The 24,220-nt window shown below is 60.5% G+C and carries 6 protein-coding genes; 4 read left to right on the top strand and 2 right to left on the bottom strand.

Going from position 1 to position 24,220, the window contains the following annotated elements; genetic code table 11:
- The coding region (locus tag R3C19_02205; protein MEZ6059152.1) for a hypothetical protein at positions 1-393 on the top strand (393 nt) is incomplete at its 5' end.
- A gap of 950 nt (positions 394-1,343) precedes the next feature.
- On the opposite strand, the gene R3C19_02200 is transcribed toward R3C19_02205, so the two are convergent.
- Positions 1,344-1,949 carry a sigma-70 family RNA polymerase sigma factor gene (locus R3C19_02200; GenBank protein ID MEZ6059151.1) on the bottom strand — a complete coding sequence of 202 codons (606 nt, stop codon included), beginning with the start codon at positions 1,947-1,949 and terminating at the stop codon, positions 1,344-1,346.
- Between the two features lie 321 nt (positions 1,950-2,270).
- On the opposite strand from R3C19_02200, the gene R3C19_02195 reads away from it, so the two are divergent.
- Both R3C19_02195 and R3C19_02190 read left to right on the top strand, forming a co-directional pair.
- On the top strand, positions 2,271-10,898 hold the full coding sequence (locus R3C19_02195) for an RHS repeat-associated core domain-containing protein (protein ID MEZ6059150.1): 8,628 nt from the start codon (positions 2,271-2,273) through the stop codon (positions 10,896-10,898).
- Entirely contained in the window at positions 10,820-12,697 is a 1,878-nt protein-coding gene (locus tag R3C19_02190; protein ID MEZ6059149.1) for a hypothetical protein, read from the top strand. Before R3C19_02195 ends, R3C19_02190 begins: the two co-directional genes overlap by 79 nt.
- Positions 12,698-12,991: 294 nt before the next feature.
- Here R3C19_02190 and R3C19_02185 read toward each other — a convergent pair whose 3' ends face one another.
- Entirely contained in the window at positions 12,992-15,181 is a 2,190-nt protein-coding gene (locus R3C19_02185; GenBank protein MEZ6059148.1) for a hypothetical protein, read from the bottom strand.
- A gap of 357 nt (positions 15,182-15,538) precedes the next feature.
- Here R3C19_02185 and R3C19_02180 point away from each other — a divergent pair, with 357 nt between their 5' ends.
- A complete protein-coding gene (locus R3C19_02180) occupies positions 15,539-24,094 on the top strand; it encodes a hypothetical protein (GenBank protein ID MEZ6059147.1) in 8,556 nt (2,851 codons plus the stop codon).
- Positions 24,095-24,220 lie beyond the last annotated feature (126 nt).

Here is a 24,220-nt window from a genome sequence, read left to right as displayed (position 1 = left end):
CCGCCAGAAACGGTCTTCAACCTCGAAGTCGATGGGGAACATGTGTACGCAGTGAGTCTCAACGCACTGCTCGTACATAATGAAGGGTGCGTTCCAACAATTCCCGCCTACGTTGATGGTACGACCATTGCTCCAATTCAGGGGCAGATAACAACAACGACCGAAGGCATCTGGAGTCAGATCGGGAACATGTTGGCAGAAAAACAGTCTCGCCACGTTGGAACGATTTCACGCAACCGTGAAGACGCGGAAGCACTAGCACGACAAATTGCTGCTGAAAACGGCATTTTGAATCCAACTCTTCGCCTCGATAGCTCTGATGCTCGCGGCTTCTGGCCTCACTTTCACATCGAGGACATGCCGATGAATCTGCATTTTTGGTGGCCGAAATGAATCTCATCTCCCGCCTCACGGATCAAAGCATGCGGCCGTATTATTGGCAGCACGGGGACATTGCAGGTAGTGTCTACGAAAGACTGATGGGCGCAAGCCTCGATGGCGGCGTCATGTTCGTTGTCCGACCTCAAACGATTTCCGCCTTGGTAGCTGAGATTATTCAATGCCGTCAGGGCAACGTAGAAAGGCAGCTGACAAACCGTTGGCCTGGTACCGTTACGTCGATTCCTTGTGCCGTTTACGCTGTACCCGGGGGGCTCTCACCGACTCAATCGAACATTCCAAATTCCTTGCTCGGGTGGAGAGCCCCTAGGTTTCCGGAGGATCTTGCCATTTACAATTCATCCGGACAACTCTGGTTCTTCTCTACGACACATGAATCGAACTGGTTCGCCGCTCCCGAGTTTAGCCCGCCACACTTTCGTGAATCACTCGTGGAACTGGTTCGCGACCGTCCGATACTGGGTGTCGACTTGGAAGAATGAAGAGGCCGGGCCATCCGGGCCATCAATTCCGCGGGGTGGCCCAGCCGGTCGGCTGGGTGCCGAAGGCAGGGGATGAGTCACCATCAGCCATCAGTTCGCGTGTGCGCTCTCATGATGAGATTGAACGCACACGAACAGGCATCCTGTCGCTGCGCGACCCAACCGAACAAGTCGGTCGGGCCACCCAGCAGTCCGTCACACGACTCGCCTCGCAGATCGTGGACCTGACGGAGGCTCCCTGGTAACTTCCGCAACCGTCGCGTTCCGGAGTCTGCACAACTCGGTGAGCACGTCCGCGCGCAGACCGCGCTGCGTTGTCGGAACGCCGAACGCGCGGTCTGCCCTCTCCCGGGCATCGCTCCGCTCGCCCGACCTCTCCCGGACGGCTTCGCCTGGGAGAGGTGGATGCGCGGACGCTGTGCCGGGAGAAGTTGGTGCGTGGAGTTCTCCGCAGGGCTTGATTCAGTCTGGAAGTCGGTCGTGTTCAGCCGACGTTTGCTCGTCAAGTTCGACTCGCACGCGCGACAGTGCTCGCGACAGGCGCTTGCGCAGGACTTCCGCGGGCTGACCAAGGTCTGCCGAGATCTGTTCCCACGAGTCTCCGTTCGTCCGCCGATCGGCGATATCCAGTTCGTCCGGACGCAGGCTTTCACGGATTCTGGAAATCTGCTCCTTTGCCGAAGCGGCCGTGCGAGGTCCGGGGCTGTCGAACGCGAGGTCCGCCGGATCTGTCTGCTCATCCCGTTCAGCGTCGCCGCGTTTCTGAGTCGTCTGCCGCCGATGCAGGTCGATGACGCGATTGCGCGTGATGCGCACCAGCAGCTTCACCAGGTCTTCGGAACTGCGCGGGTCGTAGGAACCATCCATCGCCTTTTTGAAGAAGCGGCCAAACACAGACTGGCAGATGTCCATCGAATCCACGATTCGCCGCAGCCGGGAATCGGTCAGCCGCATGCGAGCCGCGCGGCGAATCTCCGGTTCATAGAGCCGAACGAGTTCATGAGCCGCGTCCTCGTCGCCGTTTCGCGTGCGTTCCATCAGCCGTTCGAAATCAGCGTCAGTCAGCATTCCTGTATCCGCAAGGTCCCCGGATCTGAATCAGCGATGTTGCCTGGGAACGTCGCCAGGGCGGAGCCTTCCAGGCATCTCGTTCCAGGGCCGGAGCCCTGGAACGAGATGTAGTGTCGCCGGTGTCCTGGAACGAGGCATAGAGCAGAACAGCCGGACGGCCCAAAGTCAATGACAGAAGGAGTTTCCGTCGGTCAGGGAAATTCTCCGGTTCCGATCTGTCCGGTTTGTTCAGCAAGTGCGTTGAGACGTCACGAAGGGCGAAGTCGTGTGGTTGGGCCGGCGACCAGCGTCCGAGACTCCAAATCCAAGAGGCGAAACATGCTGCTGACATCCTGGCTGCGATCCCTGGCAGGACACCTGACTTCCTCACGCACCGCTTCTGGTGACAGCAACCGTCGGTGTTCCGCACGGCGGTCAAGCTCCCGGCGAAAAGCACCGACGTTTGCCTCCACCGCCGCCGAATCGCTGGAAACCCGGCAACTGCTGGCCGCGTTTTCGTGGAACACCGATTCCGACGGAGCCTGGGACAACGCCGCCAACTGGATCGACGGAGAGGGAAATTCCGGAATTCCGGCGGCCGGTGATTCGGTGACGATCGATCGCGGCGCGGCGAATCCGACGATTACGATCAGTTCCAATGCGGATGTGACCAGCCTGGTGACAACGGAGAACATTGTGCTGCTCGATGGTCGCCTGAAGGCCACGGAAGAGATCAACATCAACGGCGGAACACTATCCTGGCGGCACGGGACCGTTCAGGCGCCGAACACAAACGTGGGAACTTCCGGCACGATCGAGACATCAACTGAGCTTGCCAAAACGTTCATCGGTCACCTGCACAACTCCGGCAATATCCTGTGGCAGTCGCCGGTTGGAATCGTCGGGCTTGCGGCGAACGCCACGTTCTTTACGAATGAAGCAACCGGCGTCTGGATCGTTGAGCAGACCTTCAGTACGGGCAGTTCCATTCTATTCACGAATGCCGGAATGTTCCGCAAGACGACGTCGGCAGCCACGGCGTTTTCGCAGTTTGATCGCTTCGACCATCGAGCCGGCAGCGTCATCGAAGTCACGGAAGGAATGCTGCAGTTGACGAAATCCGGGACGTCCGCTGATCCATCAACAGGTGCGACCTTCGATGTGGCGACCGGAGCGATCGTCGATCTGGCCCAGGGTGACGTATACCTGATCGGCACCTACACCGGCACCGGCGACGGCCGCATTGAACTCAGCCAGGGCATCATTCGAGCCGAAGACGCGGCGGGCGGAACAGGAGTCACCTTCGACTTTGCACCGGGGCTGTTTCACTTTACCGGCGGTGAAATCCGGACGGACGGCGCCAATGGCGACGTGTTCATCAATGCCGGTGAAATGACCTGGTCCGGTTCCGGAACTCGCGCCGTCACGCGCAACGGGTTCCACAACGCCGGTACGATCATTCAGACGGATGACGGCGTGACCCAGTTGAATGGTTCCGGCACGATGGGAGCGTTCTACAACGACGCCGGAGCCCTGTTTGAACACCGCGGCACGGGTGCCGTGACGGGGTTCTCACAGTTCCTGAATTCCGGCACTGTCCGAAACTCGGCCGGTGACCTTGAACTGGATTTGCAGTTCCGGCTGCTTGATGGCGGCCGCCTGGAATCCACAACCGGCCGCGTGCTGCTGAGTGACGAAGGCTATTTCGGCAGCGGCACGATCGACGTCGCGGCAGGCTCTGTTGTGGAACTGAATGAACCGCCCGGAGGCGGCTACTTCCATATTCTCGACGGAGCAACGCTGACCGGCACCGGCGCGGGGCGGGTTGAATTCACCGGCGGCAGGCTTGATTCGGACAACAATGGCGGCAGCATCAACTTCGCGCCGGGGTTGTTTCATTGGGTCAGCGGCGACATCTACTTCGGTCTCACAAACATCGGGGAAATCACAATACCAGCCGGTGGAACGCCGAGAACCAGCTTCGACCCGGCCTTTACAAATCGCGGTACTGTGATCCAGGAACCCGGCTCGGTTCTCGCGATCGCGGACATCTTCAATGACGTTGGAGGACTCTGGGTTCTACAGGATGACGCCGGAATCGTCGGCTCCAATGGCTTCGTAACCAACGCCTTCCGCAATGCCGGCACATTGCGCAAGACAGGGCCGGGGACATCCGTCATCGATACGGCCGGAGCGGCTCTGTCACATCAGGGCGGCACCGTGGAAGTGCTGGATGGCAATCTCACAGCACAACACCACGGCAACGCGCCGGGCACGGGCGGCCACTTTGTTATTTCAGCCGGATCGACATTTGAAATCCCCGGAACCTTCGCGAGTTCAGGCACCTATACCGGTGAAGGCGGTGGAACGCTGCTGATTTCAGGTCGGATCGGCACGACGGCCAACTTTGTCACGTTCGATTTTCCACAGGACTTTGCCGAACTGACGCTGCAGGGTGCGGCCCACTTCAATATTCGAAACACCGGCCATCTGACCCTTGCCAACACGGAAGGCTGGCAGGGATTCTTTCCCCTGATCAATGAGGGCACGATCACTCAGGAGTCAGGGGTTGACGTGCTGCTTGAGAACGGGTCTGTGACCAGAAACTACGGCGTCTGGGAACTCGTCGACGACGCCACAATCTCGCTGAGAACCTTCGACGGAGCGGAAGCCTACTTTTCGAACTTCGGCACGCTGCGGAAGACCGGTGTTGGAACAGCGAAGATTCTTCACGGTGCCGGCTACAACATTCCCGGCGGCGGCATTCCTCATTTCAACAACGTCGGAACAGTGGAAGTCCTCGGCGGCGAATTAGAGATCGAGTCGAAGTTCATCCAGCAGTTCAATCGTACGGGCGAGACGCTGGCAGGCGGCAACTGGTACGTCGGCCCATCCTCGACGCTGAAGTTTCACGACGCGGACGGCAACCCGGAACCGATCAGCACGCTGCTGGGGTCAGTGACTCTGGACGGAGCTGCATCGTCGTTCCCGAACATTGACTCACTGGCCGTCAACGGCGGCACATTCACTGTGACCGGCGGACGCGACTTCGCAGCGGTTGGTGACCTGGCCAACGGGCTGGAGCAAATCTCCACGGATCTGCTGGACGCCGCTCCCATCGCCGGCGGACGTTTTGTCGGGCTCGCTGTTCACGACGGAATGCGGATCACGCATCCGCGCAATGACCGAGTTGACAATGAACCGGTGTTCTATGTTCAGGACGTGCCCGATGGACCGCTGCGAACAATTCTTCAGCCAGGCGGACCGGTCAACGTCTCGGGAATCGACATCACGACGTCGGCTCTGAATGTCGGCGGCACTGTTGTTCCCGCGGGAACTCTGCTGTTCATTCACGCCAACGCAGCTCCCGCAACGCTGTATGCCATTGATCCGGCTGACGGAACTGTGATTTCCTCGGTCGCGCTGGCAGATGTCGGTATTGACCAGGTCGGCGTCGCGCATCATCCGAGTCGCAGTTCCGTCTTCGTATTGGGCAAGAATGGAATTGTCACCGAAGTCAACACACAAAACGGCAGTACGGTCGCCAGTTTTCCAGTGCGACCCGGGGGATCGCCGTCCTTCAGCGTCAGTTCGTGGGGCGGAATTGACATCGACAATGAAGGTCGTCTGCTGATCGTCGGCAGCAGCCAGGCTCGCGTCCGCGTGCTGACTTCCGGCGGAGTGTTCCAGACTGATGTGGATCTGACGTACTCCGGCATGGCCCGTCAGACCCTGTCCGACATTTCCTATGACGACGCCACCGGCGAAATCTGGCTCGCCAGCGAAAACGGTTTCGCCTTCCGATTCTCGCCGCCAGTCGTGGGTGAGCAGGGTTCCGTTCGCGTCGGAGCGGGCAGCACATTGACGGTGAATGGAGACTACACGCAGTCAGGAAGCACGACGTTCGGGTTTGCCGGAAGTCCGGCCAGCGGACTGTTTGGAAGCATCGTCGTCACGGGAGCAGCCAGCTTTGCAGGTGATGCGAACTTTGTGCTCGAAAACGGCTTCGCTCCCGGCGAAAGTGAACTTTACAACGTGATGACCTTCACGTCGAAAACCGGCGACCTGACATTCGGCGGAGACCTGGGCAGTTTCGATCCGTTCCTGGATGAAACCGTGCTGCGAGTGAACTCCCTGACCGGTGCCGCCGACCTGGCGATCGAATCAGTCACGGTGCCGGCAAGTGGAGTCGCCAACGACGACATCATTATTACATACACGGGCCGCAACCTGTCCGGCGGCGAAACCGCGGCAGCATGGACGGATTCGATCTACCTTTCGGCGGATACTGTGCTGGACGCGTCTGACGTGTTGATTGCACGCGGTTCACATTCCGGCGCACTGGCCAGCGGCACGACATACACCGAATCCGTGACAGCCGTGCTGCCCGGAGCGTTTCCCGCGAATTATCACGTCATCGTGGTGGCGGATAGCCGCGGAAACTCGCCCGACGTAAATCGGTCCAACAATACCGGAGCGAGCGCCAATACGATCGCGCTGGACATCCCGAGTCTGACTCCCGGCGTGGCTTTTAATGGAACAATTTCCTCGGGCCAGGACTATTACTTCCGCGTCGATCTGGCGACAGACGAGACTCCATCGATCAAGGCTAACTTTGCGGCACCCGGAGCCGCGGAGATGTTTGTTCGACAGGGACAGTTCCCGAATCGGACAGCGTACGACCACTACGCATTTTCGCCGGTGGATCAGTCAATCACAGTTTCGCAGCCCGCCGGACGCTACGGCACGTACTACATCCTGATTCATGGTACGCCGGCCGCCGGCGATAATAGCTCGTTCTCGCTGGTGGCCAGCGGTTCGCCGTTCGGACTCACTCGACTGGCGACGACACGCGGTGCGAATTCGGGACCGGTCACGACGCTGGTGAAAGGGTCGCTCTTCACGCAGTTGACCACTTTTGAGCTTGTCAGCAGTTCCGGAACGACGCTGGCTCCTGTGTCGGCACAGCTGATTGACAGCGAAACCGCATGGCTGACGTTCGATCTGACCGGCATCGATCCGGGCCTTTATGACCTGCGTGCGACACAGGCTGCGGAACAGGATGTCCTGGCCGATGCGTTTGAAGTCGTGGTCGGAAATGAAGGCCGACTCGTTTTTGATTTGAATGTCCCCGCCGCCGTCAGAAGCCCCTTCCGCTCGGTCGAGGCGGTGATCACGTACCAAAACGTTGGCGACACTGACCTGATTGCTCCGATCTTCACCGTCGTCGCAGACAACGCGCGGATGCGGTTGCCGGATCAGTTGACGTGGAGCACCGGTTCCATCGAGGTCATGGCGATCAATCCGGATGGCCCGGCCGGCGTGTTGCCTCCCGGAGCCACGGGGACCGTTCATATCCGATACGAACCGATCGACATCTCCGTCGGGGCAACAACGGAGTTCACGGTGACTCGAGCAGCACTGCCGACGGTCGGTGCCGGGGAAGCCGAGATCGAATGGGATCTGCTTCGCGACGATCTAAAACCACCCTCCGTCAATTCTGATGCGTGGCAGGCCATTTTCGACAACTTCAAAGACGCCGTCGGCGACACTTACGAATCGTACCTGCGGCGGATGGCTGAGAACGCGACCTACCTGGCGAGTATTGGTCTGCCGACTTCCGACGTCGGTCGGCTGATGCAATGGGAATTCCAGAAGGCCGGAAACTTCGGTCAGATAGAAGCGAACCACTTCGTTGGGGTCTTCGGACAGCAGCCGTTCCCGCTCTTTGATTCGAAAGCGACAATCGACGCCGATCAAGACGTGACGATTGCCTATGGAAGTTCCATTCGCGGATTTGTCAACACTGCGTTCGGATACCTCCCAGCCGGTGGCCTTGGTACAGGGACTGTCACCGTGGCCGGTGACGGAACCGTCAGGCTGACAGAATTCGACGGTTCGCGCGCCACATTTCGTGCTGGCGACGGCCGCCTGACCGAGCTGTTTGATCCGCGTCGCGGAACCACAACCATTGAATTCAATGCAGCCGGACGCGCCATCCGCGTAACTGAACCGAACGGCGATGTGACCGCTTTCGCCTACAACGCCGGCGGAAAGGTTCGGCAGGTCACCGATGCTGTCGGCCGCATTACGACACTGACTTACAACTCCGATGGACTGCAGACTTCTCGCACTGACCAGTCGGGGACTTTGACGTTCACCTACACACCGCTTAGCAGCGGGGCGGCCGGCGGTGCCATCGAATCCGTGACATATACCGACGGAACGAGTCGTCGATATGAGTACAACAGCGGCGGTCAACTGATCCGCACTGAACGAGTGGCGTCCGATGGCAGCACCATCGCTACGACGTATTCGTATTCTTCACAGGGAGCCGTCACGGCGACCGACGCCGACGGGAATCAATCGACGACTTTACGCGGGCCGGGAGGCGTTGCCGCGGCCGCGATCGATTCCCTGGGCAACATCAGTCGCACACAGTTGTCTCCGTACGGCTATACAACGTCGGTGACCGGCCCGAACGGTGCCACAGCGACGTTCGATTTCGGCAATGATGAACGGATTGACGAAGTCACCGACATCGCCGGAAACAGGACCACATTCGGCTACGACACGTCGACCCAGTATACTCGACTGACAAGCATCACCGACGCTCGTGGTGCCACGACCGAATACGGTTACGACGCCGTCAGCAATCTCACCCGGATCGTCAATCAGGACGGCAGTGTTCAGACGGCCCAATATGATTCGCTCGGGAACCGGATCGTCGAGATCTCCGCAGCCGGCGAACGGATCGAGTACACATACGATGCTGCCGGGCAACTCACCAGAAAACTGTTCCTGGACGGATCATCGGTCATCTACACGTATGATGCTCACCGAAACCTGCTGTCTGCGTCGCAGCGTGACGCCGCCGACAATGACCTTGGAACAACATCGTTCACGTACGACTCGGCCGACCGCGTATTGACTGCCAGCTACCCGAACGGCACGTCGCTGACGCTGACGTACGATGCGGCCGGACGCCGCACATCTGCCACCGATCAGACCGGGGCCTCAATCGCCTATCGCTATGACGGATTCGGACGGCTCATTGAGGTGCTTGACAACTCGACAGGGACGGAACAGTCGCTTGTCCTGTATCAGTACGATGCGCTCGGTCGCACGACGTCGGAAACACGTGGAAACGGGACGCGAACGGTGTACGGCTACGACGCGCTGAGCCGTGTCGTCAGAATTACGCACAGCGACAGCACGAGTGTCCTGGAAGACCTGACGTACACCTACGACCAGACAGGTCACGTCCGCCGCGTGACAAGTCTTGCCGGCGACACCAACTATGAGTACGACATTCCTGGCCAACTGACAAAAGTGTCACTGCCCGGCGGTCGTGTCATCACATATGGCTACGACGCGGACGGCAATCGGACGGTTGTCAGCGATAACGGAAACCTGACAACCTATGCCGCGAATCTGGCCGATCAGTACCAAACCGTCGGATCAGAGAACCTGGACTACGACGGCAACGGCAGTCTGACCAGCCTGGGAAGCGATACGACGTTTGAGTACGACCGCGAAGGCCGGCTCATCAGTGCGACTTCCGGTGCAACCACTGTACAGTTCGAATACGACGCTCTCGGCAACCGGATTGCCAGTATTCAAAACGGCGTGAGAACAGATCTGCTTGTCGATCCAGGTGGTTTGTCCTGGCTGTTTGGTGAATACAAATCGGGCGGAGACAACGCGGTCTATGCTCGCGGGAACGGCATAGCTGCGCGGATTACCGGAGGCAACACTCAGTTCTACCACTATGACCTGACGGGCAATACGCAACTGCTGACGGACGGCTCGGCAGCGGTTTCGGATACGTATCAGTTTCTGCCCTTTGGAGAAATCGCGTCGCGCACCGGTTCAACGGCGAACCCGTTCACATTCAACGCACGTGACGGCATCACAGAAACGGGTATCGCGGACACCTACTCGATGAGGAATCGGAATTACTCGGCGGAACTGGGACGATTCCTGGAATCCGATCCCATCAAGTACCAGTCCGGCGAGACTAATCATTACCGTTTCGCCGCGAACGACCCTGTGACAAAGAACGATCCAACCGGGCTGCTTTTGGAAGGTGCCTGGACAACTGTGATTCCCGGTGCCGGAGAACTCGGCCTGGTCGTCGATATTGAGTCTGCCCGTTACGCGGCATACCTTGCCGAACAGCAACTCTTCGGCGGAGAAGCCGCTGTCGCATTCGGCGAGGCTCTGGAGCCGCTCGCTGCGTCCGCGTGGTCCGGACTGCGACCACCTGCTCCCTGGGCATGGGCACCGGAAGCCTCAGGTTTGGCCATCCATAACGGCGAAGCGCTGACCGCAGGAGAACTCGCCGGACCGGCCGCGCTGGCCTTTTCTGGTGGCTGGGTGGTAGGCCGCGGGCTTGACAATCTCACGGACTACACGCACCCTCAGGAAAAGAACAATTTCCGCGAGGCATTGAACAACCTTCCCATAGGTGCCGGTCCGGCAGGCGGCGGAAGTCCCATCTATGAAAAAGGCGGCGTCAATGACAGTCGCTACAACGAGTTTCAGCAGCGGAACATGCGGGATCCGCTGATCAACGCGACAGCCAAAAGACTGATTCGCGACGTGGGTCTTTCACCCACCGAAGCTCTCGAACGAGCTCAGATGCTGGTCAACAATTACCGCCGCAGCGGTGAATCGAATGACGTGCCGAAGAAAGAGAAATCGGAAGTCATCCGTCCGCGTGACCCGAACAACATCATCGGGCCCGCCGGGTACGGTGGCGATGTGCTCGGCGATCCTGAAGTCCAGCGCACGCGGTTCGACGGCTTCATTCGCGGCGAAGGCATCTATCCGTACGAGATCCACTTCGAAAACAAGGCTTCCGCGACAGCACCCGCGCAGACGGTGTGGTCACTCATACGCTCGACGACAACCTGGATCTCGATACGTTCGAACTTGTGGCGTTCGGATTCGGCGACACGGTGATTTCCATTCCGGTGGGTCGACAGAACTACTACGAACGCGTCGACGTGAGCGCTACGCTGAACGTCGTCCTGGATTTCGAAGTCACGCTCGATCCGATGACTCGCCTGCTGACAGTGACGTACACGTCGCTTGACCCGGTCACGTTCGACTTCCCGATCGATCCGTTCGCCGGATTCCTGCCGCCAAACATTACGGCACCGGAAGGCGACGGCTTCGTGCAGTTTCTCGTTTCGCCGAAGTCGAATCTTGCAGAAGGCACGGTCATCGACGCCGTTGCCCGGATTGTGTTTGACACAGAGGCTCCGATCGATACGCCATTCGTAACGCAGATTATCGACACCACGGCACCATCAAGCAGCGTGTCCATGTTGCCCGGTGTCACGGCGACGGCTGTGTTTCCCGTTACCTGGAGCGGCGAAGATGGAACGGGTTCGGGAGTCGCATCGTTTGATATCTACGTCGCCGACAACGGCGGGCCGTTTGAATTGTGGCTGGAAGCGACCACTGCGACGTCGGCCGTGTTCACGGGTCAGGACGGTCATGCCTATCGTTTCTACAGCGTCGCGACGGACGGTGTGGGGCTGACGGAGATGATTCCGGGGACGTTCGACACGGAGACCACTCTGAATGTCACGATCCCGTTCGTGGATTCGCCGGACAGTCGTACTTCCGACGCGACACCGGCCGTCACCTGGACCGACGTTCCGGGAGCGGCGCTGTACGAAGTCTGGATCGGTGACCTGACAAACGGACGAAACCCGCCGGTGATTGCTCAGACGGCGCTGACGTCGTTTGTTCCGGCCGATCCGCTGCCGATCGGCCGCTACCGGGCGTGGGTGCGAGTCAAGGACGGTTCGAACGGCGAAGGCGGCTGGAGCACCGGTCGCACGTTTTCCGTCACGACGCCGACGGTGATCGACAGTCTTCCGTTCCACGCGCATGCGGACCGCACGCCGGAGATCTCCTGGCAGCCGGTGGACGGAGCTGCCATGTACGAACTGTGGGTCAACAACGTCACCACCGGCCTGGTTCGCGTGATTCACGAAACGTCGCTGACCGACGCATCGTTCACTCCGACGGACGACCTGGGCTTCGGCATTCACCTGATCTGGGTGCGAGCCATCGATGCCGCGGGCGGACGCAGCGACTGGTCGGTTCCCGTGAGCATCTACGTCGGCCCGCAACTGCTGAATCCGCAGAGCCCGACGTTCGACGTGCAGCCGACGTTCGAGTGGACCTCGCTGGCCGGTATCGCGTCGTACGAAATCTTCGTTCGCACCGTCGACGGCGACATCCGCGAATCCGGTCTGACCGGAACAAGCTGGACTCCGTCGACACCGCTTCCCGACGGACCGCTGCGGTGGTGGATTCGCCCGACGGCCGACAACAGCCGCGTGGCTCCCTGGAGCGACGTCGCAACGTCCGACATCGGCGGCCGAACAACCGTGCTGGCTCCGACGGGAACGACGTCCGACACGCTGCCGACGTTTGCCTGGCAGGCCGTCGACGGAGCCGCGCGATACATCCTGTATGTCGAACGAATCGGCGACGGACTTGTGTTCCGCGACGACAACGTCACCACAACAACGTTCACCGCGACAACGCCGCTGTCGGCGGGAACGTACCGAGTCTGGGTGAAGGCAATCAGTTCGTCCGACAACGTCAGCGGCTACTGGAGCCGCCCGCTGGAATTCACGGTCGCCACCGCCGGAGCCGCAGCATTACCTCCGGCCACTCCGGCCGGCATCCTGGAAGACCTCGACCAGGTCTTCCTCGGCGACCCCTTCGCCGCAGCGTAATGAACCGTCGCCGGATTGAACCGCAGCAGCGACCGCGCGGACGAGGCTCCTGCCGATTCACGTGTGCCCAACCACGCGCGACGCGGCAGCGGCTCCGAGGAAGAATCGCCCTCCCGGCGGTTGCCATCTGTGTAGATCTGTGAAATCTGTGAACCGCCAATTCGGACCGCAACGTTCGATCGAGTTAGCAAGTCGCCGAACGCTTTCTGACGGCTGCGCAGCACAACTTCTTCGAAGATGTGGTACCCGCGGCGGGCGACTCTGCGTGAGTCTTCGGGGGGCGGCGATGATTCACTACGGAATGATGTAGAACAGGCCGGTGACGGCTCCGGCCTGGACGGCGGCCGCTTTCCAGCTCCATTCCGGCAGATAGTCTTCCGGAGCGAATTCGTGGCACGTCGGGCAGTCGGGAAGCGTTCGCACACAATCCCGCGGATGATCCACGGTTGTCAGATACGGCGTCACGGCAATTAAAGAATAGAAGTGGACGGCCGAACCGAGTGTTGTCAGGCAACCGTTTGACTGACCACAGCGTTCCAGGTTCGGATCCTCAAAATACAGCGGATGGCACTGGAACGGATAGGTGTTCCGCGACAGTCGCCGCGGAGCAAAATAGGGCGACGTATTGTAGAAATGCGGATATGTCAGGTCGGCGTACGCGATCGCCTGATCTTCCGGAAGTTTGGCGGCCGCAGTGTCCGGAGCCTGCGTGCTGATGCCGTTAACCGACACCTGGCTGATCGGACGGAACAGAGCATCCAGTGTTTTGGAACCAGGGTCACCCGCGGGATCAGCCTGACGCGGAGCGGTGAAATTCGACGACGAAGGCGAATCGGTTCCGCCGGCTGGTGCTTCGTCATAGGCGCGATCCTGCGGTCTGCCGGCGGTCGCCTTGTATTGCTGAGGCACCGGAATCGACGAAGCTCGCGGGGTTTGCTGCGCGTTTTGGGGCAGCAGGGCGTGCAGTTCGTCAACGTACGCAGGCGCTGCCAGTCGCGGCTGAGGTTCCGGTTCATGCGGTGCCAGATCGACCATCGGTGCGTTGTTGACCATGACCCACGGGGAATCTCCCGTCAGCAGGCTTTCCAGGTCTGACAGGTAAGTTTCCGACGAAGGCGTTTCTTCGATCGGTTCCTGCGGCACAAGTTGTTTCAACTCACTGAAGATGTCAGCCGGAACACCGCCGGTGGAGCGGCTGCCGGAAACGGCTGCCAGCGTCTTCGGTGCAACGGTGTCCGTACCGGGAACCGGCAGAGTGGCGTTCGCATCCTGAGCGATCTGCTGCAGTCGGTTCGGTGAGACGCCGACCGCCGGCGGAACGGACATCATCAGGAACGGACATTCGGTCGCGCTGAAGGACACGACAGTCTTCGGCTTGTAGTCGGACGCCAGCAGCGCGGGATTGACGGACCAGTTCACGCTTGTGATTTGTTCGACGGAAGGTGCCGGAGCGGTGGTGGCCTTGGATCCTCCGGCGGGGCTCTTCGACAATGCGACTTTCGCGGGAGCCTTCCCCGGCGCGACCGGGATCGGCGTGAACGAGAACTTCGGAACCATCCGGGACGCCGGTGTTTCAGCGACGTCAGGAGAAATCGTGACCGTGTTCAGTCGCGGAAATGCGTCGGTCTGACTGCCCTGCGTCGCGGTGCCGGAGAAAACACCAACGGCCACGGTCCGCCGTTCGGGATTTGGCACCCGAGCCTTTGCGAGTTCCTTTGACGCCTTCAGCGCTTCGGCCTTTCTTCGAACCGCCGCCAGTGTTGTTTCCGGAACGGGCTGTGCGGAAGTCGCCGGGCTTTGGGATTCCCCCGCGGGCATCTTCAGCGTCGGCAGTTCGTCGGCGTGAGTGTTGGAAACGTCAACGGCAGACGTCGAGACGTGAACGGATTTTGAAAAGCTAAGCGTCACCAGTTCGGATTCGGCGAAAGCCGGTCGAGCCGTCTGCTTGCTGAATTCGGCATGTGCTTCTGACAAACCGGCACTGGGATCGGGGATGTTCGGCAAACCCGCTGCCACGTTTTTTCCGGGCACGTTTGCGGCCGTTTTCGTGTCGGCTGGCGACGGCGTGCCAACTTGTGCTGGTGCGAATGCCGGACCAGGGACACCGGTTTGAACTTTTGCCGGGGTCTGTTTTGGCGACGGCGCGTCAACTGCGGGAGTCAGAGTTTTCGCCGAAGACACAAACGTGACAGTTTTCTTTGCCGGGACGTTCTGGCCTGCGACTGGCTTGGTCTGTAAGTTGTTATTTGCGGGCGGTTCGGGCAGAAGATCTGCCCACTTAACGTTGGCGACCGCGGCGACGGACGGAATCGGAGCGGCGGCTGGCTTTCGGAACGTTGACTTGTCAGCAATGGAATCGCTGCTGGAGACCGCCAGGTCAGGTACCACCGGCAGCGTTGTCTGTGAAAGACTGTCATCGGCAGTGATTGCCGAAGCGGCTGCAGTAAGCGTCAGGAAAACCGCCAGCGAGCTCTTGATAGCCATGTACCCAACTCCCGAGTTCAGGCCCTCCGTAATCTCCGCCGCGATGGCGACGGAGCAAGCCTTAATCGTGGTGTCGGAAAAACAATCACAGCGGCATCGGTCAATCAGGGAATTGTCCGGCCGGATTCGTCGGGTCAGATTGCGGCTCTGGTTTGACCTCGCCAGACTCGCGATTCGATAGAACCGGAAAAGTCCGCCAGCCTGTGTGAACTTATTGGTCGATTTCTGATTCGGGGAATTCTGCGGCATTGTCGGAGCTCGCCAAATGCCGATTTTCTCCGGGATATTCCAACGAAAACCGATTGCAGCGTTTTGAATGGTCGCTGACTTCGCGACGGGATGTGGGGGATTCGTTTGATGAGCACTTTCCAGTGGCTGAAGAGACTTCGCCGACGTCTGGCCGCAGACTCCGGAAACCCGGCGCGCAGAGAACGACACCTGAGGCTGATTCAGCTTGAAGATCGCCGCGTGCTGAACGCCGCCGTTGCTCTGGTCGGCACGGAAATTCAGATCACCGGTCTGGAGGCGGCTGGCCTGATCGTGACCATCGAGAACCACGACTTCGATGGTGGCGGCGGCAACCCCGCCGTGGCCTCACTGGCCTTTGAACTGGATTCCGGAAACTGGAACGTCGACGGCAGCCTGGGAGCGAACGACGCTGATCTGGGGCCTCCCGGCAATCGCGTGCTGTTCGTTCGCGTGGATGCAGCACTGTTCGATTCCGTACTGATCCAGGGTTCCAATGCAGACGACAACTCGCTGATCGTGGATTTCTCCGGGGGCAATCCGCTGGAGACCGTCACGAGTTTCACGTTCCTTGGCGGCGAATCCGTAGGTGATGACGACCGAGTCCAACTGGCAGGATACAACGTCGACACGCTGACACTCACACACACCGGGGCGGAAGACGGGACGCTGACATTTGACACTGGCGGGACTCTGTCGACGTTTGCATTCGGCGAAATCGAGCCGCTGTCGCTGTCCGGTACGGCCGCCGATCTGATCATCAATCTGCCCGCCGGAGCCGACGACAACGTGGTACTCAGCGACGATGGCGGCGCCAACGACGACATGTCCCTGATCGATTCTCCGACAAACGGAGCATTCGAATCGACTCAGTTCATGAACCCGACCAACAGCCTGACCATCAACGACGGGACCGGTGCCAAGACCATCCACGTTCAGGGACTCGACGGCAACTGGGACGCAGATCTGACGATCGTCGACGAAGACGCTACAAATGACAACGTGGTTACGTTCGATACCAACTCGACCGACCTGGGCACCGGCAGTCTGGATGTTGAGAGTGACACGATCAGCATCAGCGAGGCAGTCACGACAGCCGGCGGCGATATCGTGCTTGACGCGCTTTCCACTGTCACCAGCAGCGCCGCCGGTGACATCACGACGACGGGCGCCGCGGCTGGTGATGCGTCCGGGTTAGTCGACATCAACGCGGGCGGTGACGTAACGCTGGACGGTTTCATCGACACGTCCGGTGCAGGCGCCAACAGTGACGGCGGCCAGGTCACCATCGATTCGCTGGACGGTGATATCGCCGTCAATGATGTGATCAACGCCACGGCCGGAGCGGGCGGGACCGGCGCTGATATCCTGCTGACGGCCGCCGACGCCGCGATTGACGGAACCGCGACGGGGTCGATTACCGTCGGCGGAATTTTGTCCGTGAACGAAGACGCCGCGGTGACGCTGCTGGCCGACAACGCCATCGCCCTCAACGCCAATATCACGGCCGCCGGGACGGGCAGTGTCACGGTGACCTCTAACGCCGATGCGGCGACGGATGGCGGTACAGAAGACATCGTCATGGCCGCTGCGACTCTGATTAATGCCGGCGCCGGAGCCATCGCGCTGTCTACCACCGGAGCCGGCGGCGGGGACATCACGGCTGATCAGCTCACAACAACCAACAGCAGCGCGACGGCCGTGCAGATCAGTTCGCAGCAGGCCGTTCAGATCAACGATGCGATTACGACCGCAGGCGGCGACGTCACGATCACGGCTGCGACAACCGTCATCAGCGCCGCGGCGGGTGATATCACAACAACCGGCGCCGCGGCGGGAAACAATTCCGGCGATGTGACGATCAGCGCCGGGACGAATGTGACGCTGGCGGGGTCACTTGACACATCCGGCGCGGGAGCCGGAAGCGGTGGCGGACTGGTGACGATTGCCACCGTCGATGGCGACATCACGGTTAATGACCAGCTTGATACTTCAGCCGGAGCCGGCGGCACTGGCGGCAACATTCAACTGACGGCCAGCGACGCCAACAACGCGAACGCTGTGGCGACCGGCAGCATCACTCAGACGGGAATTCTGCTGACGAACGGCAACGCGAGCATCACGCTGAATGCCGACAACGCGATCGCCGTCAACGCGGACATCACTGCCGCGGGCACGGGTGCGGTGTCGCTGACCGCCAACGCGGACGCAGCTTCTGACGGCGGAACGGAAAGCATCCTGATGGCGGCCGGAACGACGCTGGATGCCGGGTCGGGCACTGCCGCTCTGTCGACTGCCGGAACCGGCGGCGGCGGCATCGTGCTCAGTCGTGTGGAAACGACGAACTCCGGCACTGCGGCCGTCACGATCAATTCGCAGGTCACAATTACCGGAGCCGCCGGCGAGAACGTCGTTGCTCCTTCGGGACGCCTGGTCGCCGACGCCGTCAGCGGCATCGACATTCGGACCGACGTCGGATCGCTGAACGCCAGCGTCTCCGGCGCGGGGAACATCGTTATCGCCGAAACAAATGACATCAACCTGTTCGACGTCGACACCGCCGATGGCGCGATCACCGTGACCGCTGCCGGTCTGATCACGGCGCGGGACGTGGATTCTTCCGCGACAGACAGCGATCTGAACGACATTTCGCTGACCAGTACCGCGGGAAGCATTGACGTTGTGACGATCCGCGCTGCGGCGACCGCGGCCGCTCAGAACGACGTGACACTCCTGGCAGCGGACAGCATCAACGACGCGGATCCGGGAGCCGACAATGTCGACGTCACCGGTCAGGACGTGACGCTGACAGCAACCGCCGGCGACATCGGCGAATCAACCTTCAATCCCGCCACCGACGACGTGTTCAAGTTTGCGTTCGATGCACTCGAAGTCGAAGCGTTCGACAACCTGACGGCGACGGCGGCGGGATCGCTGGCCGTCAACCCGCTGGTGAACCCGTCGGTCAGTCTGACGCTGACTGCGGACACGGTGTTTGTTGAATCCGCCGGTGACATCGACAGCACGGCGATCGCTCTCACAGCAACAAATCTCGCTCTGATTGCCGGCGGCACTGTCACGGTTGCCGACGCGGGCCTGGTGATCGACGGCGATCTGCGGATCAGCGCTGCAAATGTTCGTGCCGTGACACTCGGGGGTACTGTCATCCTGGGCAGCAATGTGACTCGTGTTGATCGGCTGCTGTACGACGTGACGACCGCCGACGACGAACTCGTCGGAGTCTTTGCGGATCAGCTTGACGTGTCGGTATCGTCAGACATTCAGATCGCCGTTGTCGCGGCGACGCAGATTACTGACCTGGACTGCAGCTTTACCGGGTTCGACACAAACGGAAACACGGCCGTTCTGATTTCGATCACCGGTCCGGTGACCCAGGGAACGAACGCGGATACTCCGCCCGGTCCGCCGGCTGGTTTCAACGACCGCATTCTGTCGAACGAATTGCTGCTTTTGGGAACCGGGCCGTTCACGCTGCAGCACGCTGACAACGACGTCAACACGCTTGCCGCTGATTCCGTCAGTCAGGTTCTGTACCGCGACGCGAACAGCCTGACGGTGGGAACAATCTCGGAGATCCTTGCCGCGACTTCACACAACGGAATCGTGACCGCCAATGCCGACGTGAAGCTGACGGTCGGCGATGCTCCGGGCGACAACCTGACGATTGACCAGGCCATCAGTGCCGGTACGGGGAACGTGCTCCTGGACGTCGCCGGCAATGTGACGCAGTCCGCCGCGGGAATCATCACTTCCACCGGCCTGGCACTGATGGTCGACGGAACCGCGACTCTGAATTCCGGCAACGACGTCGACATCTTTGCGGCCGACGATGGCGGCGTAACTCAGTTCACCGACATCGACGGGTTTGCCGCTGGTTCCGTGACAGTCGACGGAATGACGGTCACCGGTATCACGACCAGCAATGACGATGTCAAGCTGACGACGACGTCCGGAAGTCTGGACATCGATGACGACATCAGTCTCGGGTCGGGCGATCTGTTCCTGATGGTCGCCGGAAACGTGACGCAGCAGGCCGGTGACACCATCGCCGCCGCGGGTCTGGGGCTGGACGTCGTCGGAACGGTGGCTCTGGACGAAGCGAACGACGTTGACACCCTGGCGGCCGGCACCGGCGGACCGATGCTGTTCACGGATTCGGACGGGTTCACGATTGGACAGGTGACCGTTGCCGGCATGACCGTCACCGGAATCACAACCAGCGACGACAACGTGCGACTGACGGCGACCACCGGAAACGTAGTCATCGACGAAGCTGTCGACGTCGGCGCGGGAAGTATTCGCTTTGACGTGGCGGGCAACCTCAGCCAGCAAGCGGGCGACACGGTCACCGCGGCGGGTCTGGCTCTTCGCGTCGGCGGCACAACATCGCTGGATGAAGCAAACGCCGTTGGTGTTCTGGCTGCGGACAACGGCGGTCAGACTCTGTTCACGGATGCTGACGGGTTCGCCGTCGGGGCGGTTCTGGTCGACGGCGTGAACGTTGTAGGAGTCGTCACTTCCAATGATCCGACCCGGCTGACCGCAACAGCAGGCAACATTGACATCAACGAGATTGTGAACGTTGGGACGACCGACCTGGTGCTTGTCGCCGGTGGCAACGTGGCACAGCAGGCCGGCGACATCATCACCGCGAGCGGTCTGGGACTGGTTGTCGGCGGCACGACAACGCTGAACGAAGCAAACGTGCTGGGTGTTTTAGCGGTTGATAACGGCGGACTGACGCAGGTGACCGACGCGGACTCGCTGACCATCGGACAGGTCAGCGTCGCGGGCACCACGGTCACGGGGCTCACAACATCGGACGACAGCGTGAAGCTGACGCTGGGTCCTGCTGTCACCGACAGCCTGCTCATCGGCGAAGCTGTTGCGCTGGGCGGAGGCAGTCTGTTTGTGATGGCTGGCGGAACTGCCGTACAGACGGTCGGTGGTACGGTTTCGGCAGCCGGTCTCGGACTTGATGTTGCCGGTGCGGTCACGCTGAATTCCGCCAACAACGTCGCCACATTTGCAGCGGACAGTGACAACGAAGTTCAGTTTACGAACGCCGGCAACCTCTCGGTGGGAACAGTGACCGTTGCCGCGATGTCTGTCACCGGCATCACAACGACCGGCGATGACGTTAAGCTCACGACAACGTCGGGAGATCTGAACATCGACGATGACATCGCAACGGGAGCGGGCAGTGTGTTGCTTGTCGTGGCAGGCAATGTGACTCAACAGGCAGGTGACACGATTGCCGCCGCGGGACTGGGCCTGATGGTTAATGGAACGACCAATCTGACGCAGGCCAATGACGTCGACACATTCGCCGCATCCAACAACGGACAGACGCTGTTCACCGATGCTGATGACCTGACCGTCGGATCCGTCACCGTCGACGGTATGACAGTCACCGGAATCGTAACGTCCAGTGACGATGTCAGGCTGACCGTGGGTTCCGCTGCCGGGCATAACCTGACGATTATGCGTGTCATCAATGTCTTTTCTGCGAACGTGCTGCTGGACGTCGGCGGAAACGTCACTCAGGCGGCTTCGGGAACTGTCACGGCAACCGGTCTGGGTCTGATGGTGGACGGTACGACGCTGCTGGATCTGCCCAACAACGTCGACACACTGGCAGCCAACAACAACGGAACGATCGGGTATCGCGACAGCAACGATCTGGCCGTTGGCGAAGTTGCCGTGGACGGCACGACGATCACCGGGATTACGACGTCGGACGATGATGTGCTTCTGGAAGCCAACGGAGCACTGTCGGTCGACGAATCCATTAGCACGGGCGGACCGGCGGGGACCGCCGCTGTCCGACTGGTCGCAGACGGCAGCATCACTCAGTCAGCCGCCGGAGTGATCGTCACGGATTCGCTTGGCGTCCGTCAGCAGGGAGGCTCGGGAGATATTGGGCTGACGTCCGCCAACGACGTCGATATCTTTGCCGCAGTGAATCAGGCCGCAGGCGGTGCACTGTCATTCACGGATGCCAACAGCGTCCTGATTGACGAAGTCGCCGCTCAGAACATGGGAACGATCGCGTTCGCCGTCACGACCTCCGTCACGACAAACAACGGCGATCTGACTCTGACGACCGGTGCAGATCTGCTGACGGCCGCGACTCGCGACATCACATCTTCCGGCGGCAACATCCTGCTGCAGGCGGGGAATGATCTTGTCACGGGCAGCGGCTCGGACATCGATTCCGGCAGCGGTACGATCACGGTCACCACCGTTCGTGACGCGACACTGGACGGCAACGTCACCACCAACGGTTCGACGATTGATCTTCAGACCGGACGAAACCTGACGACTCTCGCCGGTCGCGATATCACGTCGTCCGGCGGCGACATCACAGTCAGCGCCGGTCAGGACATCGTGACGGGCGCCGCTTCGGACATCGACGCAGCGGGCGGCTCGATTGCGGGAACCGCTGTTCGCGACATTCTGCTGGGTGGCAACGTCACCACCACTGGCGCGACGATTGACCTGGTCGCCGGAAATGACCTTATCACGGCCGGCGGTGCTGACATCACGTCTGATGGCGGTGACATTCTGCTGGACGCGGGACAGGACATCACCATGGGCGCAGGTTCCGACATTGGCGCAGCGGGCGGCTCGATCACAGGTGCCGCAGTCCGCGACATTCTGCTGGGCGGCAATGTCACCACCGGCCTGGCGAGCATCGATCTGCAGGCCGGACGAGACGTTACGACGGCGGCGGGCAGCGACATTATCTCCGGCGGCGGATCCATCACCGTCGACGCCGGTCAGGACATCACGACGGGCGCTGGTTCGGATATCGACGCGGCCGCCGGCGCCATCGCAGCAACAGCCGGACGCGACATGCTGTTGGACGGCAGCGTCTCCGCCGTCAACGCGTCAATCGACCTTCAGGCGGGCCGGGATCTGACAACGGAAGCAACGCGAACGGTCACGGCGGAAGGCGGTGACATTTCGGTGACGGCCACCCGGATCCTGCGAATTCTCGGCGACGTCACGTCGGAGATCACCGGAACGACAACGGACGAGATCATCACACTGACGGGTACCCGAGTTCTGATCGGCTTTGATGACCGCGTAAACATGCAGCATGTTGTCACGATCAGCACAGACGATGTCCTCGCCGGTTCACTGACGGGAGTCAATGCCGCGAATGAAGGCGTCAGAATCGTGGCGGACAACCCGGCGATCACGACTCTCGACGGAAGTGGAAACAACATTGCCGACGGAAGCGTGACGCTGGGAGATGATGTGACGATCCGCACCGACGGCGGAGTCGCCATGATGTTTGCTCCGCGGCCTCAGGGATTCGTTCCGGGGACTGCGTTTTTCGTTCAGATCCCGAACCCGATCCCCCCGGTATTCGACAACGAACCAATCTCGGAGCTGTCGGTGCTGAACAGCTTTCGGGTCATCATTGGTGTCGCTGGCGAAGAGAATCTGTTGCTGTCGGTCGACTTCATGGACCCGGAAGACGGCGACGTGTCTGCCGCTGACATTGCAACGGCACAGGGTCTGTCGACATTCCTTAACACACTCACTTCGGACGCGCTTCAGGAAAACATCCTGGTTGACCAGGGCGGCATGATCCGTGAAGTCGGACACCTGTATTCGACAATTTTTGATGCGGTCGGATTTCTGAACACGGGCGTCGTTCAGATTCCGATTCAATTCAGCGTTTCCTTCGATCCTTCGATCTCCGTTCAGGGACAGCAAATCACACAGAATTCCGTGACGAACAATGTCGCGGAGGGAATCCTGTCGGAAACGTCGGACAACAATCTGGCCACCACGCAGGGCTTCGAGAACGGCCGGGCTGTATTTTCGCTGCCGACGGGAATTCTGCTGCCCATAGAACCGGAACCGGAACCGCCGAAACCGGCACCAGCGCCGGCCGCAGCGCCGCCTGTGGCTCCTGAACAGCCGTTGTTTGTGATGGCTGTCCAAGCCGCGGAATTCGCCAACGGTGGTTACAGCACTCAGTCGGAAGACTTCTACCAGCTCCGGCAGGAAGATCGAGACGAACCGGTCATCGAACGCATCGCGGAGGAATTCGGCGAGAACCTGATGCAGCCCAAGCGACTGCGAGAATTCGTCCGACAGGAACCGCGAATTGACAACGGGACCGGTTACGAACTGTGGCTGATTACGACCAAGGTCAACGAAAACGGCCAGACCGTCACGATCGAACGCCCCGTGCTGAAGTTCGACGTGTTCAACCGCGAACCGACTCCGGCGACCGAAGAACTTCCGGATGTCTTCCCGGAAATCAAGCTGATTCCCATGCCGACCGACGACACGGACGAAGCGCCAGCGCCCGAAGAGAATGCCGCCGATGATTCCGGCGACGACGTGTCACTCGATTCGCGGCCGGATGACGGAGTCCTGCCCGGTGCCGGTCCGGCCGACGTCAAACAGGCGGACGTTCCGGCCGATGCGCCGCAGCGGGCGGCGCTGGATCTGCCGGCCACGGAGCACGTCGACGTTCCGACATCGGGCGAGTCACGCGTGGCCCAGTCAGCCGTGGCGGGACTGCTGGTCTCGGGAGTTCTTTCCGGAAGGACGGGAACCACCGGACCAAAGAAGCGCGGATCTCTCGTGGATCGTCTGAAACGACGCTGCGGCCTCTGATTGAAGCGAATCGTCCGGACGCAGTTCTACGCTTCGCGGGGAAACACTCAGGGAAGCGACGGAGATCCCTTCGTCACTTCCCGTTCTTTTGCGCGGGGCCGGCATTCGCGTGATTCGATGCCGGAC

Source organism: Planctomycetaceae bacterium (assembly GCA_041398785.1).
Taxonomy (GTDB): Bacteria; Planctomycetota; Planctomycetia; order Planctomycetales; family Planctomycetaceae; genus JAWKUA01.
The sequence above is the reverse complement of the archived record's forward strand: the minus strand, read 5'-3'. Positions and strand labels throughout refer to the sequence as shown.

Excerpts from the sequence above, each read along its gene's own strand:
- R3C19_02200 (MEZ6059151.1), bottom strand. The coding sequence starts at position 1,949 with ATGCTGACTGACGCTGATTTCGAACGGCTGATGGAACGCACGCGAAAC.
- R3C19_02195 (MEZ6059150.1), top strand. The coding sequence starts at position 2,271 with ATGCTGCTGACATCCTGGCTGCGATCCCTGGCAGGACACCTGACTTCC.
- R3C19_02185 (MEZ6059148.1), bottom strand. The coding sequence starts at position 15,181 with ATGGCTATCAAGAGCTCGCTGGCGGTTTTCCTGACGCTTACTGCAGCC.
- R3C19_02180 (MEZ6059147.1), top strand. The coding sequence starts at position 15,539 with ATGAGCACTTTCCAGTGGCTGAAGAGACTTCGCCGACGTCTGGCCGCA.